We start from the raw sequence: 15033 nt of genomic DNA, 5'->3' as shown, positions 1-15033 counted from the left end.
GCGGGGCAAAGCCCCGCCATCAAGCGGTTCAGTCGAAAGCCGCCATCTGCGCCGCGGCGGCCTTGCGGTCGAGGCCCTGACCCGGATTCTCGACCGGACGGTCGAACGGCTTCCAGCTTTCGCCGACCACCTGCTCATAGGCCGCGACGGCACCTTCGGCCGCCATGCGGAGCGCATGGGACTGGATACCCATATCGGCGGCAAACTCGCGCTTGCGCTGGGCGGCACTGTCGTAGCCGACCGGGCCATCAAGGTCCTCGTCGCGGGCGTCGTTGGCGGCCTTGGCCGTTGCGTCGCGAGCCTCAGAGACAGCACGGCTGTAGAATTGCCCCGCACCATGGGCCGACCCGACATAGGCGCCGACGATACGCTGCAGATGGATCTGCATCGCCCGCTCGCCGAGCCCATCGGAGAGGCTGTGTGCGGTTTCGATGATCAGGCGTTCATGCAGATCGCGGATGCCGTCGCTATCGACTACGGCGGTCCCGAAGCTCTCCGAGATCAGCAGTGCCTGTGCGGTATCGGGGCAAGTGAGCCGCACCATTTCGAGGGTTGCTCCCTTGCGGAGCTGGACGACGCGAGCCGATGGGCCGGTGGACTGACGGGAGGGTGTAGAGGGCTTTGCCATGAGGGTTTCCTTCTCGGGTTTTCCTCCGGGGACCCGAAGCGGCCCCTTGCCGCTCCGTCCCTCGGGTGCGGTCTGGAAAAGCCGGCGGAATGACGGTTGCTTCAGGGGTCCGGGGCCGCCATGGCGAGCGTCATCGGCCTGCGGCCAAGCGGGGTGCAGCCCTGCGCGGGACGCGGGTTGATGATGTGAGACAGGCTGCTCCGGCCGCCACGCGGCGCGATAGCGGCCTTGAAGCAAACGGCCGCTGGTTTAGACCGCAACACAACCGAGGGGCGGAGCGGCAAGGGGCTGAAGGCATCATCGGAAACGCGCGGTGGGATCCCGCCCGAAAATGACGCGCCGTGACCGCAGTTGGCAATCACCGCGCCGCCCATCCGTGTCTCTGCCGCAAGACCATCCTATCAGGCGGCTTATGCAACTTTGCGCCAGACGTCTTCGCCGAGCTTTTGCCGCAGCGTGTCGATGGCCCGGTCCTGGCGAGCCAGATTGCCTGCGGGGCCATCGAACTCGAGACGCCTTTCGAATTGCAGGCGATCGAAATGCGCATGGAACAACATCTCGTCGCTGCGGCTCCATCGTGACCCGGTCCGGTTGCGTGCGCGGTGTCTGGCTTTCGCTTCTGCGTGATCGCGATGCGTTCGGCGCGGCCAGCGATTTTCCGATGAACGCGATCGAGATGATGCCGGGTCTCGCGATGTGCTGCTTCCATGCGGGTCAACAACACGCGAGGGCTTAGGGGCTTCTTGCGCTCGTCCTCCGCGCGTCCCAGCCGATGAAGCTGGAGGGGCCGTCATAGAGCTGATGACGGTCCATATCGATGACGAAACCAAGCGGACTTCGGGTCGCGTAGTCGGGACTGGGCACGAGATACCGGCGCTCCACGGCATCGAGATCACGCTTGCCGCCGAGTGTGGCGATCACCTCTGTGAGGCCGACATGGTGGCTGGAAAGGATTGCCGAAATAACGACCCAGTCGTCTGCATGCGCCTCATCGGAAAGCCTGCGGGCCTTGGCCCAGGATTCGGCTGGGTCCAGTACGCAGCAATGGATCTTTTCCCACGCGTCCGGCCAGCTATTGCGGATCGCATCACCGGCGATCCGGCGCTCGTAGGTGGTAAACAGATCAGGGAAAGTCAGGGCGACGATGGCCCATTCGGCATCTTCTTCGTACCACGGGCTCCCTTTGCGCAGCGCCGGGTGGATCCGGCTATTACGTTCGATCGACAGATGGAAGCCGCCATGGCTGGCGGTCATATGCGACGTGACACCTTCGGCATAAACCGTTGCCATTTGCGAGGCGCCCCATGGCGTGCTGCAGGCGATCCGCGTCTCAATACGGGCAAGAGCTGAAAGCTCGCGACGGTGCTCGGCCATCTCGAACACCCGATCCTGGAATGTCGCCTCGTCGTCCATCCGGCCTTGGTGACCGTAATAGTCGGCCCGCGTCATCTCGCCAAGTGGCCTGGATACGCGCCAGGCACTGGCAGGAAAGCCGCCGCCGTCGACCAACGGCAGCATCGCGAGCGTGATCTCATCGATCCGGGCGACCGGGAAATCTTCAGCACTGCGCGCGAACTCGACCACTGAATTTTCGGGGGTGGTCGCATCGTGGGATTTGGCTGGCTTGTTCATGCCACCCTCCCCTCGATCCGGTCGGCGGCGACTTCATCCGCTGTGACCTCGCTCAACCTGGTCTTGCTAAACCCGCAGCTCCGTAGCCAGATCTCGGCATGGTCCCAATCCGCTGCAAGATGCGGGAGTTCAGCGTCCTCGGCATCACCGTCGAAAATGCGAATGGAGCCGATGTCGGGCCGTTCGAGCACAGCGAAAGTGAGCACGCTGTCGACGGCAAATGTCCTGAAGTCGGGGCCGATGATGGCTCCGAGATCGTCGATACCGTCGGTGGCGACTTTGAAGCTTGCAGGGATGCGGGACTGCCCCATGACAGAATGGCTGCGTTTACGCACCAGTCTCCCAACGGCATTGTCGCGTTTCCATCCGGCAAGCGTGTGGATTCTGTCCTCGGGCGGACGAGCGCTGCCGTCCGACCAGGAAATGACGGCGCCGAGCGGAGCATGGTCGAAGATCATGAGTGCGGACATCTATGTCCTCCTTCTCACTAAGGGAGTTGAACACGAAAGCGCCGCCGGACATGCCCGGCGGCGGCAGGTCATTTCGATGCACAAAGCAAATCACGGCCTATGCGGCGGCCTGACCCGCGGAGGGGCTTTCCTGGATGCGTGTCACGTCCTCCAGCACGGCGTGCGGATGCCGATGCCGGGTGAGCCATTCATCCGCCGTAGAACGATCGGCAGCGACATGAACAAGCTCCGCGCCCTCACCGGCGCGATCGAAGATCCGCACCGAACCGATCGCAGGTCGCTCGACCACAGCGAAGCTCAGGGAGCAGGCTCCAACATCGAAGGTGCGAAATACCCGAAGCACGATGGTACCGTTGCTGCCATGATCACCTTCATGGACGGTGAAGCAGTCCGGCGCGGTATAGGTGCCGCGGGTCTGGCTGGCCTGCTTGCGGATCAGACGGCCGGAACTGTTTCTGGTCTTCCAGGTGGCAAGCTTTTTCTTGTGACGCTCCGGCGGCTTTGGTGTTCCATCAGACCAGGACACGATGGACCCGAGGGGAACGAGCTTGAAAACGAGAGACGCGGACATGCGATTTCTCCTTTGGTTTGAGAGGCTGGAAACGAAATCGCCGCCGGTGATTAGCCGGCGGCGGGAGTTGGTCTGGAACTGGGTGAGGTGAAGCTGCTACTCGGCGGCGATGCCGTAGGCGCTGTCGTCATCGTCAGGCGTCGGAGCGTCCGATCCGTCGTCTGAATCAGCGGGATCCTGACCCGGTTCATCATCGCCGGTTTCGGACGGCTCGCCGTCGGCAGCCTCAGTGCCAGTTTCGACATCCTCGGAGACCTCAATGTCCTCGTCGTCCCCCGGACCGTCTTCATCGGCGTCGAGAACCTCGCCACGCTTGATCAGGTCTGCCACGTCGCCGGCATCCGGCGAGAAGAGAGCCGAAGGGTGCACGAAATGGCCGTCCTGATAGTGGTCGACCAGCGCAGCACGGGTCTCCCGCACCTTCTGGCGTGGCGGAACCGAAGCTTCCTTGCACGATGCCTCCAGCGCCTGTCGCGACAAGCAAAGCAGAAAGTCTTCGGTGCCCATGTTCGGGAGATAGCCGTCGGCCCCGATGGCATCGCCGGCAATCCTGGAGATGACACCGCTGTTCGACATGCCACGCCGGCATGACAGCACCTCGACCAGCGTCGTGCGGGCAACGACCCGCAATGTGTCGAGATCGAAGGAGAGCTTACCATTCTCATCGACCAGGCGGACGACATGGCGGGCGAAACGCTTCTGCCCGTAAACCGTGTCGCCGGCACCGGAGTCGACGCGCACATTCGTCCCTGCGAAGGCGAGCACCAGCAGGGCCAGCAAAGTCTCGTCCTCAATTGGCGCGCGACCGAGCGCCTCGTGCAGGGCATCGGTACGGAAGTCCCCGATCATGTCGAGCCCCTTCTGGGTGACATCGGGGCGTGGCTTTGCCGCGACGATCGTATCGTCGGCTTCGCCGACACCGCCCGTCGTCGCACCACCGGCGCCCTTCGGCTTCTTCACCTCGGGAAGACGATAATGGACCGTCTGCACTTTGCCGTCACGATCGAGATACATGCCGGTGTGGTCGGACTTCTGCGGCTTGCCGTAGACGCGATCGGCCTTCTTGGGGAGTTCGGGTTGTCCCCAGGAATTGACCTCGACGATAGCACCGCGCTTGGGCAGGTTTGCCGTCATCCATTCGTGTTGCGCACCGAGGAAGCCTTCGACATTGGTCGTGTAGCGCGTATCCTCGTCTGCGGGAGCAAACAGGTCTTCGACCCATTCGATACCATAGGCCGTTGCAAGGTCATCGCCGAAGCTGGCGTCCTTCGCATACATACGTTTTTTGGTGAGCGCACTTGCGATCTGGTGCCACGACGCCCGCTCGCCCTTCTTCGGCTTGTTGGCCTTCCAGACGTGTTTCTGTTCATCAACGCTGGCGGATGCGATTGTGCGAAGTTGCTGTTCCGACGGCATGTCGCCGAGCGCCATCTGATCGAGCATCGCAGGCAACACATTGGCGAGAAGCCTGAGCTTGCGAACCTGCCGCACATGCAATGTGAGGGCAAGAGCGATGGCCTCCTCGGTCCAGCCGAGAGCGACGAGCCGTTCGATGCCGCGCCATTGGTCGACCGGGTTGAGGGCGTCGCGGGCGGTGTTTTCCACCATGGAGCGCATGGCGCCATTGTCGTTTGCGGTGTCCGCGACGAGGACCTGAATTTCCTCAAGACCCGCAGCGATCGCCTGGCGCACGCGGCGATGGCCGATATCGATGATATAGCCGTTGCCGCCCCCCTGTTCGGGTTCGACGACAGGCGGCTGGATGATGCCCACGGCCTTGATCGTGGCCAAAAGCAGCGCATCTGCCTGCGGCGACGACTTCGACTGGCGGGTCTTGTCGGGGTTGTCTTTCAGCGCGCGTGGATCGAGCGTGACAAGATACATGGGATTCTCCTTAACCGGATACGGAGCCGGCCCTTTGCTGCTCCTGTTCGTGTCTTCTTTTTTCCGAAGACATCTTCCGGACCGCGGGACGGCCGCACCGGCGCAACTGCGGCCGAGCGTCCCTGCAGCGAAGGACAAGCGGGGCCTAAGGCCCTGCGAAGGACGAGTTGCCGGGATGCGGCAGGCGGCGGTTGAGCGTGAGCGTCGGCGGGAGGACCGATCTGCGACCGGTTTCTTCTCCCCCTTTTACTCCTTCCCATTCACTTTCAGCCCACACCGCACGACGCACAAACCGATGCCACCTCTTGCGAGGAACGCGACATCAGAGTTGAGCGGAAGACAAAAAAATGGGCCCTCGGAAACCGCGGCCCATGAAGTGTGGAGATTTTGAACCTCCAGAGGGGAACAGCTGACGCGACGGAACTGGGAGGTGACCGTCAAAATGCATCAGCTGTGTGCTGTATGACTAATTTCTGACCAGATAGAAACTATTTATTGTGCAATGCAGCCATGCAAATGCTGCACGCCCTTGTGAATGGCCCAAATTGCCGAGAACAGTTCCGCTGACCACCTGCCCAGAAACAGGGTTGGAATATTTGTGGGTCCGGATGCTGCTTTGCGCGAAGATGGAGCGCTATTGCGGTTTCGTCTCTATGTTTTGGCGCGAACGAAATCATCACACCGCGGCTACATGGAAGGATCCCATGGATTGACGAGTTTCACGCCCATACCCGCAAAATCCTTGATGTTGCGCGTGACGAGTGTCATGCGACGGGCGAGCGCCGTCGCCGCGATATAGGCGTCGTTGATCGGCTTGGGGTCAGGCACATGCCATTTGGCTGCCTGTAAGGCCGCCGCGTCGTCAAGAGGAAGGATTCGACCCGAGAACGCCGTGATAACCGTGTTGTCCAGCCAGTTGCGCAATACTCTCCCGGCAGCGCTGTCATTGTGTTCCACCAACCGCACGCCGATCTCAAGCTCATGCAGAACGACGGAAGAGATGAACGTTTCGTCCGGATCAACGGTTTCGTTCCAGACCACGACATTGGGATGCGCCTTGCCGCTCACAATCTTGCGCAGTTCGGAGACAACATTCGTATCGAGCAATAGCATCAGGACAGGTCAACTGCCTGCGCACGTTCCGTTCGCGGCGAAAGCGGCAAATCAATTTCTCCCGCACCCGGTGCAGCCAGCATGTCGCCAAGCGTCCGCATTTTTCCGGTCAGCCGTTTATACTCGTCGAACGACAAGAGGACATGCGCTGGCCGTCCTCTGTCGGTGATGATGACGGGCCCCTCGTTGGCCGCGCGTTTTGCGCGGCCAAGATCCTGATTGAGCTCTCGGCCTGATAGCGTGGTGACCGTCATGACAAGCCTCCGAAAATTGTGGTTACGTAACAACATTTAGCTCGCATCACCTTAAATTGCAAGATGAGCCGCCCCGGCAAACGCATATGTGCGGGAAGGGAATCGTGGCGCAGTGGTATTATCCTATCTTGATGACCAGCTTGCCGAAATGGCCTGCATCCCGCAGCGCGTTATAGCCGGCTTCTGCTTCCTCGAAAGGGAACACCTGGTCAACCTGGGGGGTGATTCCGGTCTTCACGAGGGACGTGAGCGTTGCCACGGGGCCGACATAGATCCCCTGCAGGGTGATCCGCTTTTCCAGAATCGCTCCCGTATCAATGTGACCGTCAAACCCGGTTAGCACTCCCATCAGGGAGATACGACCATCAAAACGGGTAGCGGCAAGGGTCTGGCTGAGCGTGGCGGGGCCGGCTACGTCAACCGCCAGGTCAGCGCCGATGCCATCTGTGAGTTTCAAAACCTCATCCTGCCAGGCCGGAGTGCGGCGGTAGTTGATGACTTCATCCGCGCCCAGCGTACGAGCACGATCGAGCTTTTCGTCCGAGCTGGAGGTGATGATGACACGAGCGCCCGCCTTTTTAGCGAGCTGAAGAGCGAAGATCGATACGCCGCCCGTGCCGAGCAACAAAACGGTTTCACCTGGCTGCACCGGGCGGCGTTCAAACAGGGCTGCAAACGCCGTCACGCCGGCGCAAGGCAGCGTCGCGGCCTCCTCGAACGTCATTGCATCTGGAATACGCACGATGCTGTCCGCGGGCACGACAATGCGCTCTGTCAGAACGCCGTCCATGGTCTGACCACCGAGGCTTGTTGCCTTCTTCGCGGCAGTGATCGGGCCATCTACCCATCCCGGCATAAATCCGATTACCACGCGATCGTCAACCTTCCAGCCGTCTACCTGCTCGCCTACGGCCGACACGATACCTGCACCATCCGAGAGGGGCACCACGTCCTTGAAGTTTCTGGCGATGATCAGGTCGCGGAAGTTAAGGGAGGCAGCCCGCAGATCTACGGCAACTTCGCCTTTCTCCGGCTGGCGCACATTGCCCGAGGTCAGCTTGAGGCGCGGGTTTTCGTTTCCGGTCAATATGTATCGTTGCATGTGAGGTATCTCCTTTTCAGAGCCTCTAGATAAGCCTATGAGTCATATTGATGAAGTACGCACAAATTGAGCATGTAGTATCATGAATGATAGTGCCCGCATGAAACGGGGGCGCCGCCGCGCCGATCGCACCGGATGCGCAGTCGAAGCTACGCTGTCGGTCATCGGCGGCATATGGAAGCCAGTCATTCTGTTTCACCTGCTGGACGGCAAGCTGCGTTTCAATGCGCTGTGTCGCCTCGTCCCAGCTGCCACACCCCGCATGATGACACTGCAGTTGCGAGAACTGGAGGTGGATGGGATCATTCGGCGTATCGTTTATCCCGAGGTGCCGCCGAAGGTAGAGTATGAACTCACCTCGCTCGGTGTGTCACTCGCACCGATACTGATAACGATGCGCGACTGGGGCGAGCAATTCCAGAAAATGAGCTGAGATGGCGGGACCGACTGGCCGCATTCGGTGCGCTCCCTGTTTTCTTGGGGATGCGGAGCGCTCGCTAATCTATAGACCAGCGAGCGCGAGTGAAGGGAAAACAACGCGGTTGCCACACGCCACCCATTCGTTGATGTTGGACTACCGTCAATTTTGATAGGCAGGATCCTTTAGCATGGCAGAACCCCGTTCCCCGCGGCTCGCGGTGCTTATCGACGCTGACAATGCCTCCGCGAAAATTGTTGATGGCCTGTTTGAAGAAATTGCCAAGATCGGCGAAGCGAGTGTTCGACGCATCTATGGCGACTTCGCCAATGCCCGTTCAAAGGCGTGGATCGACGTTCTCGCAAGACACGCAATCATTCCCCAGCAGCAGTTCGCCTACACGACCGGCAAGAATGCTTCCGATATCACGCTTGTCATCGACGCGATGGACCTGCTGCATAGTGGCCGCTTCGACGGTTTTTGCCTGGTGTCTTCCGACAGCGATTTCACCCGCCTCGCCTCTCGCATCCGTGAACAAGGCATCGACGTCTTCGGTTTTGGAGAGCAGAAGACGCCTGAAAGTTTCAGGCAGGCCTGCCGGCGTTTCATCTATACCGAAAATCTGTTGCCCGTGGCTGCCGCGAACGGGACAGATGCGGCACAGGCGACAGCCTCTCTCCAGCCTCCGACAGCCGCCACGCCCATCATCAGGAAGGTCATCGCTCAGATGGACAGTGAGGATGGATGGGTACCGCTTGGCGCCGTCGGCAATCAACTTGCAAATCTCGCTTCGGATTTTGACCCGCGAACTTATGGGTTTCGCAAGCTGAGCGATCTCGTGAGGAAAACGAACGCCTTCGATCTGGAGCATGCAGAGGGCCGCCCGCTGCGTATCCGGGTGAAGCAAAAATCAGGAAAAAAGAACTGATAGAACCTGTTTGCTGCGTATGAGATTTAGTCGATACGGCTGATTTTTGCGCTTGACGTTGCGAGATATGGCTTGAAGGCTGCGGCAATCTTGGAAAGAAAGCCTTTGCTGAACGATCCCAGCACTTCCATGTTTGGGTCATAGTAGAAGGAGGTCTCTGCCACGTCGTGATTGAATTCCGACACTGTAATCCAGGCCTCTTTCCATTCGCGGATACGGGCACGGCGGCATTCGAGTTGCGGGATCTCAAGCGCCACCTGATCTGCACGAGGCGGTGTTCCCGAGATCGCCAGCAGAATGAGATTTGTCTGGTTGCCCTTGGCGATTGCAAGAACCATGCAAACAGGCCGTTCCTTTCGACCCTCGGTTTCTCCCTTGTCGCGTTGCCATGCCCATAGATAGGGGTAATGAATGACAGAACCATTCGACGGTACGTCAACCATTGGGGTCACGCCCTTCCTCGATCAGCCTGTCCAGTTCAGGCAGGACCATCGCTGCGAGGTCAGCTGGTGCTTCATTCGGGCCGTAGACCCGGCGGGAATCGCTCCTGCCTTTCAACGCCTCAAACTCGTCATATGTCATCAGCACATATCTTGGCTTGCGATGCTGCGTAATCGCAACAGGCTGACGATCCGCAGCCATCGTCACGGTCTTGATGTCCCGCAGCAATTCGACAGTCGAAAACTTTTTCATCACCGCTCTCCATTCAACTTAGTCGGAATATACGAATTATTTGACTATTTTGCAAATTCCAGCGGGTCTGCGTGCGTGAACAGCCGGAGGACAGGCGTCAAACACGATTTGTCCCCCACGATCGGCGGGGGACAAGAGATGGAAGCGATCAGGCTGCCTGTTCAACGCCTTGGCTCTCCTCACGCATCGAGGCGGCCAATGCCTCATCGACATCGCTTAACTGGCGACGCTTTAAAGCAAGCTCGTCAGCGAAGGCGAAGTTGCCGCCCTCACGGGTGCGATATGAGGCGAGCCTGCGGCGGGCGTCTTCGAGACGATGGCGATAACGATCGCGCTCGTCCTCAAACCCGTCGAGCGCATGTTCAACGCGGGAGATAGCCCCTAGCGGTGTCACCGTGACGGCCAGTTCGATCTCATAGTCAGCGCCGGTGCGCTGCAGTAGCGTCGCATAACGATAGCCGTCCGCCTTGCCAAACCGTTCCCCCTCATAGACGAGATCGAACCCGCCGATCGATGCAAGATGAACCTCACCATGCTGGCGAAGCTGCACCAGCGTCAAGATTTCCCGCATCAGCGTCCGGCCAGCTTCCTTGCGTTCATCGTGCACCTCACCGAGAACGGTCATGGTGAAGGCATCTGCTGCGGTAGGAATAAGCCGCTTCAAGTCCTCATTGATCTCACCGATCCGGCGGGTCGCGGTTTCGATGTCACGCTCGGCGTCACGGATCTGGCGTCGAACAGCATATTGATCGTCGTCGTGGGCAGCACGCAACCGTTCGAGCCGCGAGACGTCCGCTTCAAGCCCTGCCTTTTGCATCAGCCTCTCGTCGCCGCTGGCAATCGCCTTCGCCATTGCGAACTGGTTGGCCTGGCCTTCACCAAGATCCTCAAGCCTGCGGATCGAGGTATCGCCGCTCAATGCCGCAGCGATGAATCTCGCCTTGCGCTCATTGTTTTGCCACATGGACGCATCGAGACTGCCTTCCGTCGCGTAGGCGAAAATATCGACCTCGTCATGCTGGTTGCCCTGACGAACGATCCGTCCCTCGCGCTGCTCAATCTGCGATGGGAGCCATGGCACGTCCAGATGATGCAAGGCTTTCAGGCGAAGCTGCGCGTTGACGCCCGTCCCCATTGTCTCGGAGGATCCGAGCAGGAAGCGGATGCGGCCCGCGCGCACGTCGCCAAACAACCGTTGCTTGGCTTCAGTTTTCTTGAAATCCTGCATATAGGCGATTTCGGAGGCGGGCACACCGAGCCGGATCAGTTCATCGCGTATCCAGCGGTAGGCGGAGAAGCCACGTGTCTTCTCGACATTTATGGTCCCGAGATCGGAAAAGATCATCTGGGCGGCGCCCGGCAGGTCGTAATCCTTGCCATCCGGGCGGCGATAGGTGTGTTCACCTGTTTGCTGCCAAATCCGGAAAGCGTTGCGCACAAGCAAGTTGAGTTTGTTGTGCTCCTCGTTGTCGTTGGCAGGCATGACCAGACGCAGGTCGATCGCCGCATGGCGGCCGTCGGTGATCACCGACAGGAGAATGTCGTCACCGGGCTGCGCCGGTCCTTCACGCATCTCGATTGCCTTGATGCGCGCTTCGAGGATCTGCTGATACATCTTGAAGGCAGGCGTCGGCTTGGCGGTAACGATCTGGCGGCGGCCCGTGGAGATCGCCGGCACCCTGACATATTCACGAAGATCGTCGGGCATCACCACGTCGGCAAAGGCCCGGAACATGGCAATCAACTCAGGCACGTTTACGAAACTCGCAAAGCGGCTGACGGGCCGGAACTTGCCGGACGGCTGGATCTCCAGTTCGGTTGAGGTATCGCCGAAGCAGCTTGCCCAGGCATCAAACTCATGCAGGCCGCGCTCGGCAAGCGCCTCATGTCCAAGCAGCCGCTGGATCGAGAACATCTCGCCAAGCGTGTTTGTGATCGGCGTGCCCGAAGCAAGCACCAGCGCGCGGCCGGGGTTGCGGGTTTCGATGTACCGGGATTTTACATAGAGATCCCAGGCGCGTTGCGAACCGTTCGGATCGATCCCTTTCAACGTCGACATGTTCGTTGCGAACGACAATTTGCGAAATTCCTGGGCTTCATCAACGACGATCTGGTCGACGCCGATCTCGGAGATGGTCAAGAGGTCGTCCTTGCGTGTCGACAGCGCCTCCAGTCGTTCCTGCAACCCCTCCTTCAATCGTTCCAACCGCTTGCGTGAGACACGATCCTCGCTATCGACCCGGGTCAGCATCTCTTCATAGAGCTCCAGTTCGTCATGGATCATCTGTTGTTCAAAGGCTGAGGGCACACCGATGAACCTGAAGGCGGAATGGGTGATGATGATCGCATCCCACGTCGCAGTCGCAGCGCGGGAGAGGAACCTCGCCCGCTTTTCCTTGGTGAAGTTGGTCTCGTCCGCAACAAGGATGTTGGCCGATGGATAAAGCGCGAGGAACTCACGTGCGGCCTGTGCGAGGCAATGTCCAGGCACGACCTGCATGGCTTTGGCGATCAGTCCAAGGCGCTTCTGCTCCATGATGGCGGCGGCCATCGTCATCGTTTTTCCCGCACCGACAGCGTGGGCAAGATAGGTAGAGCCGGCGGAGATGATGCGCCATATGCCACGCTTCTGGTGTGAATAGAGATTGAAGGCCGCGCTGGCGCCAGGCAGTTTCAGATGCGAGCCGTCAAAGATCCGAGGCGCGATGTTGTTGAAGCGGTCGTTGTAAATTCTGGCCAACCGGTCAGTTCGATCGGGATCGGTCCAGACCCATTTTTGAAACGCCTCCTTGATCTTCTGAAGCTTGTCGCGCGCTGCCTCGGTGTCCACCACATTCAGGATTCTGCGCTCGCCGCCGACGTCCTTAATGATGTCGAAGATCTGCGGGACGCGGGAGTTCAGCGCGTCGGCAAGCAGTTCGCCCGCATCGCGCCGGCTGGTGCCCCACTCGGAGGTGCCAGCGGCACTGTACCCAAGCTGGCGCGCCTCCACCGTCCAGCTTCCCAGTTCCGGCATGTGGTGGATGCGGATCTCGGCGCCCATCATTTCCTTCACGAAATCCACAACGTCGGCTGCTGGGATCCAGGGAGCGCCGAGGCGGGCGGTGATGTCGGAAGGCCGAAGATCGGCCGGCTGGACCGCCTGCAGGGCGCGGACATTGCGCGCGAAGGATGGATCGAGTGCCGCGGCGACTTCCGCTTCGGTCAGCCTGGTGCGAACCGGGCCGGAGAGATAGGCGTCGGACGTCTGCCAGGAGCCGTCAGCGGGATTCTGGAAAATTGCCTCCCCGAGTTCTTCGATCACCTGCCCGGCGGACATGTGCAGAAGTTCGGCGATGTGTTCGAGATCGACACGCCCGCGTTCGTTGAGCACGACCGCGAGCGCATCACCGGCACTGGTGATGACCGGCGCGACCGGTGGCGCGATCACCCGTTCAGAGAAGATCGGACCGGGCTTGGCCGTGTCGGTGTCGAGGTCGTAGTCCTCGATCGATGCCACCAGCCAGCAATCGGGGTCGTCCCTGAACGGCGCCAGATTCGGTTGGCGATGGCTCTCACGGACCTCATCGGTTTGTTTGTCCTCGCTGATCGAGACGGTGGTATGGTTGATTGGGCCGAATTCCCGAACAAAAGCCCCCCAGGCAATACGCAGCCGGACCTGAAGATCCCGCCAGGGGCGATCCTGTTCCTGGGCCTTCAGCAACTCGCGCACGGCATCGCGGACAGGCAAGAGCTTGCGAATGATCCGGGCATGCTTTTCCGTGATGCCGTCGGCGCTGCGACCCTTGCGTATGCTGATCGGCACGGCAGTTCCGTCGATAAGCTGCATGAGGTGATGTTGGCTGTCGAGGAAGAAGCTCCCTTCCCGGATTTTGGTATTATCGGCCTTGAGGTCGACGATATCGGCGAGTTCCTCTTCCAGATCGAGATCGATGACGCTCGGCTCGCCATCATAGAGATGTTCGGGAAGCAGCGAGATGGCGGCCTTGAGCAGACCCTCCAGTTCTTCGCCGGGACGGGGCTCGCAGGTGTAGGTCTCGCCGAACGGCCCGGAGGTAAGGGCATGGTGGCCGAGGACGAAGACGGGATGTCTGGCGAACCAGCGATTGACGCGGATCGCGCCTTCATCGTGGGTGGCTGGCCGGATTTCATCGACATCGAGCCAGGTGACATCGCCTTCGACCTCGCCGGCCTTTCGCTTACGGAAAAACAGGATGTCGACCACGACGTCGGTTCCGGCATCCGCACGGAAGGCGCCCTCGGGCAGGCGAATGGCAGCAACAAGGTTGGCCGATTTCGCGATATGCTCACGCGCAGTCGTATCCGCCTTGTCCATCGTACCGTGGGAGGTGACGAAGGCGGCGAGAGCTCCTGGCTTCAGCAGATCGATCGACCGTGCGATGAAATAGTCATGCAGCCTGAGACCAAAGCCGCGATAGTTGCGGTCGGAACGCACCGTGCGGTCGGAAAACGGCGGATTGCCAATGGCAAGATCGTAGGTCAACCCGAGATGGGTACCGGCAAAGTCGCCGTTGATGATCCGCGCCTTCGGCTGAAGGAGGCGGACGATGCGGGCGGTGACCGGATCGAGTTCGATGCCGGTAACGTAGCTGGATGCGCGGAACGGCTCCGGCATCAATGCCGGGAAAAGGCCTGTACCGATACCCGGTTCGAGAACGCGGCCGCCGCGCCATCCAAGGCGTTCAAGACCCGCCCAGACGGCACGAACGATGAACTCCGGCGTGAAATGAGCATATTGCGTGCAGCGTGACAGCGAAGCGTAGTCCGTCTCAGAGACCGCGCTTTCCAGCGAACTACCGAGGTCTTTCCAGCCGTCCCGGAATTCGGCCTCGCCGGGGCGCCGGAACATGCGGTTTGCGAGTTCGGACGCACCAAACCCCGTGAACTGGATCAGCTTTCGCTGATGCGTGCGCGTGATGGGGATATTGTTCCGTTCGATCTCACTGGCGGTCAGGATCGCTGCCAGGTTCAATCGTGCGCGTTCTTTCCAGGTTGCGGCCAGGCTGCGGTCGCCATCGTCGAGGTAGAAATTGGGACGATCACCCTGTTTGCGGTCAGCAGGTTCTTGGGACGCGACGAGCGCTGATGCCGGAGCTGGCGGCGTTGGATCGGGATCGTTTGCCGGATCCGCTGCAAAGCTGCCGGAGGTGGTGACGCCAATGCCGAGACCGGACGGAATGGCGGAATTGCCGAAGATGTCGATGGTAAAGGGATCGTCGTGCGACATGCTGTTTCTCCAGACTGAGGGCGCACATCTCAGCCCCGCTGGAAGACGCCAGCCGGCTCGACATGCGCAGGATGTTGAGGATGGGGTTTGTT

The 15033-nt window shown here is 60.2% G+C and carries 14 protein-coding genes; 3 read left to right on the top strand and 11 right to left on the bottom strand.

What is annotated here, in order from left to right:
- Positions 1-28: 28 nt before the first annotated feature.
- Positions 29-628, bottom strand: coding sequence for a hypothetical protein (locus DA915_RS14040; protein WP_107676218.1), 600 nt, complete (start codon positions 626-628; stop codon positions 29-31).
- A 341-nt stretch (positions 629-969) separates the two neighbouring features.
- Between DA915_RS14040 and DA915_RS28915 the strand changes: the two genes are divergently transcribed.
- Positions 970-1209, top strand: a complete 240-nt coding sequence (locus DA915_RS28915) for a hypothetical protein (protein ID WP_192886504.1) — start codon at positions 970-972, stop codon at positions 1207-1209.
- Positions 1210-1360: 151 nt separating this feature from the next.
- Here DA915_RS28915 and DA915_RS14025 read toward each other — a convergent pair whose 3' ends face one another.
- The 7 genes from DA915_RS14025 to DA915_RS13990 form a co-directional block, all read right to left on the bottom strand.
- On the bottom strand, positions 1361-2260 hold the full coding sequence (locus tag DA915_RS14025) for a hypothetical protein (RefSeq protein ID WP_107676216.1): 900 nt from the start codon (positions 2258-2260) through the stop codon (positions 1361-1363).
- Positions 2257-2730 carry a hypothetical protein gene (locus DA915_RS14020; RefSeq protein WP_107676215.1) on the bottom strand — a complete coding sequence of 158 codons (474 nt, stop codon included), beginning with the start codon at positions 2728-2730 and terminating at the stop codon, positions 2257-2259. Before DA915_RS14020 ends, DA915_RS14025 begins: the two co-directional genes overlap by 4 nt.
- 97 nt (positions 2731-2827) lie before the next feature.
- Complete coding sequence (locus DA915_RS14015) at positions 2828-3301, bottom strand: hypothetical protein (protein ID WP_107676214.1); 474 nt, start codon at positions 3299-3301, stop codon at positions 2828-2830.
- Positions 3302-3397: 96 nt separating this feature from the next.
- Positions 3398-5185, bottom strand: coding sequence for a ParB N-terminal domain-containing protein (locus DA915_RS14010; RefSeq protein ID WP_107676213.1), 1788 nt, complete (start codon positions 5183-5185; stop codon positions 3398-3400).
- Between the two features lie 687 nt (positions 5186-5872).
- On the bottom strand, positions 5873-6298 hold the full coding sequence (locus tag DA915_RS14000; RefSeq protein WP_107676212.1) for a type II toxin-antitoxin system VapC family toxin: 426 nt from the start codon (positions 6296-6298) through the stop codon (positions 5873-5875).
- Positions 6298-6552 carry a type II toxin-antitoxin system Phd/YefM family antitoxin gene (locus tag DA915_RS13995; RefSeq protein ID WP_011982952.1) on the bottom strand — a complete coding sequence of 85 codons (255 nt, stop codon included), beginning with the start codon at positions 6550-6552 and terminating at the stop codon, positions 6298-6300. The genes DA915_RS14000 and DA915_RS13995 overlap by 1 nt, the downstream gene beginning before the upstream one ends.
- Positions 6553-6670: 118 nt before the next feature.
- The gene (locus DA915_RS13990; protein WP_107676211.1) at positions 6671-7654 is read right to left on the bottom strand and encodes an NAD(P)-dependent alcohol dehydrogenase; all 984 of its coding nucleotides are present in this window, start codon (positions 7652-7654) and stop codon (positions 6671-6673) included.
- 100 nt (positions 7655-7754) lie between these two features.
- Here DA915_RS13990 and DA915_RS13985 point away from each other — a divergent pair, with 100 nt between their 5' ends.
- Together DA915_RS13985 and DA915_RS13980 are read left to right on the top strand one after the other, a co-directional pair.
- Entirely contained in the window at positions 7755-8087 is a 333-nt protein-coding gene (locus tag DA915_RS13985) for a helix-turn-helix domain-containing protein (protein WP_192886502.1), read from the top strand.
- A 175-nt stretch (positions 8088-8262) separates the two neighbouring features.
- Positions 8263-9000: an NYN domain-containing protein gene (locus DA915_RS13980; RefSeq protein ID WP_107676209.1), complete on the top strand. Its 738-nt coding sequence runs from the start codon at positions 8263-8265 to the stop codon at positions 8998-9000.
- A 26-nt stretch (positions 9001-9026) separates the two neighbouring features.
- Here the strand turns inward: DA915_RS13980 and DA915_RS13975 are convergent, their stop codons facing one another.
- The 3 genes from DA915_RS13975 to DA915_RS13965 all read right to left on the bottom strand — a co-directional run bounded on the left by DA915_RS13975 (position 9027) and on the right by DA915_RS13965 (position 14941).
- On the bottom strand, positions 9027-9338 hold the full coding sequence (locus DA915_RS13975; protein ID WP_371412713.1) for a hypothetical protein: 312 nt from the start codon (positions 9336-9338) through the stop codon (positions 9027-9029).
- 97 nt (positions 9339-9435) lie between these two features.
- Entirely contained in the window at positions 9436-9693 is a 258-nt protein-coding gene (locus DA915_RS13970; protein WP_107676207.1) for a type II toxin-antitoxin system Phd/YefM family antitoxin, read from the bottom strand.
- A gap of 148 nt (positions 9694-9841) precedes the next feature.
- Positions 9842-14941: a lactate dehydrogenase gene (locus DA915_RS13965; protein WP_107676206.1), complete on the bottom strand. Its 5100-nt coding sequence runs from the start codon at positions 14939-14941 to the stop codon at positions 9842-9844.
- Between the last annotated feature and the right edge of the window lie 92 nt (positions 14942-15033).

The organism is Agrobacterium sp. LAD9, from assembly GCF_003031125.1.
Taxonomy (GTDB): Bacteria; Pseudomonadota; Alphaproteobacteria; order Rhizobiales; family Rhizobiaceae; genus Agrobacterium; species Agrobacterium radiobacter.
The sequence above is the reverse complement of the archived record's forward strand: the minus strand, read 5'-3'. Positions and strand labels throughout refer to the sequence as shown.

What these genes read in the sequence shown, in the direction of transcription:
- DA915_RS14040 (WP_107676218.1), bottom strand. Translation starts at nt 628, where the DNA reads ATGGCAAAGCCCTCTACACCCTCCCGTCAGTCCACCGGCCCATCGGCT.
- DA915_RS14025 (WP_107676216.1), bottom strand. Translation starts at nt 2,260, where the DNA reads ATGAACAAGCCAGCCAAATCCCACGATGCGACCACCCCCGAAAATTCA.
- DA915_RS14020 (WP_107676215.1), bottom strand. Translation starts at nt 2,730, where the DNA reads ATGTCCGCACTCATGATCTTCGACCATGCTCCGCTCGGCGCCGTCATT.
- DA915_RS14015 (WP_107676214.1), bottom strand. Translation starts at nt 3,301, where the DNA reads ATGTCCGCGTCTCTCGTTTTCAAGCTCGTTCCCCTCGGGTCCATCGTG.
- DA915_RS14010 (WP_107676213.1), bottom strand. Translation starts at nt 5,185, where the DNA reads ATGTATCTTGTCACGCTCGATCCACGCGCGCTGAAAGACAACCCCGAC.
- DA915_RS14000 (WP_107676212.1), bottom strand. Translation starts at nt 6,298, where the DNA reads ATGCTATTGCTCGATACGAATGTTGTCTCCGAACTGCGCAAGATTGTG.
- DA915_RS13995 (WP_011982952.1), bottom strand. Translation starts at nt 6,552, where the DNA reads ATGACGGTCACCACGCTATCAGGCCGAGAGCTCAATCAGGATCTTGGC.
- DA915_RS13990 (WP_107676211.1), bottom strand. Translation starts at nt 7,654, where the DNA reads ATGCAACGATACATATTGACCGGAAACGAAAACCCGCGCCTCAAGCTG.
- DA915_RS13985 (WP_192886502.1), top strand. Translation starts at nt 7,755, where the DNA reads ATGAAACGGGGGCGCCGCCGCGCCGATCGCACCGGATGCGCAGTCGAA.
- DA915_RS13980 (WP_107676209.1), top strand. Translation starts at nt 8,263, where the DNA reads ATGGCAGAACCCCGTTCCCCGCGGCTCGCGGTGCTTATCGACGCTGAC.
- DA915_RS13975 (WP_371412713.1), bottom strand. Translation starts at nt 9,338, where the DNA reads ATGGTTCTTGCAATCGCCAAGGGCAACCAGACAAATCTCATTCTGCTG.
- DA915_RS13970 (WP_107676207.1), bottom strand. Translation starts at nt 9,693, where the DNA reads ATGAAAAAGTTTTCGACTGTCGAATTGCTGCGGGACATCAAGACCGTG.
- DA915_RS13965 (WP_107676206.1), bottom strand. Translation starts at nt 14,941, where the DNA reads ATGTCGCACGACGATCCCTTTACCATCGACATCTTCGGCAATTCCGCC.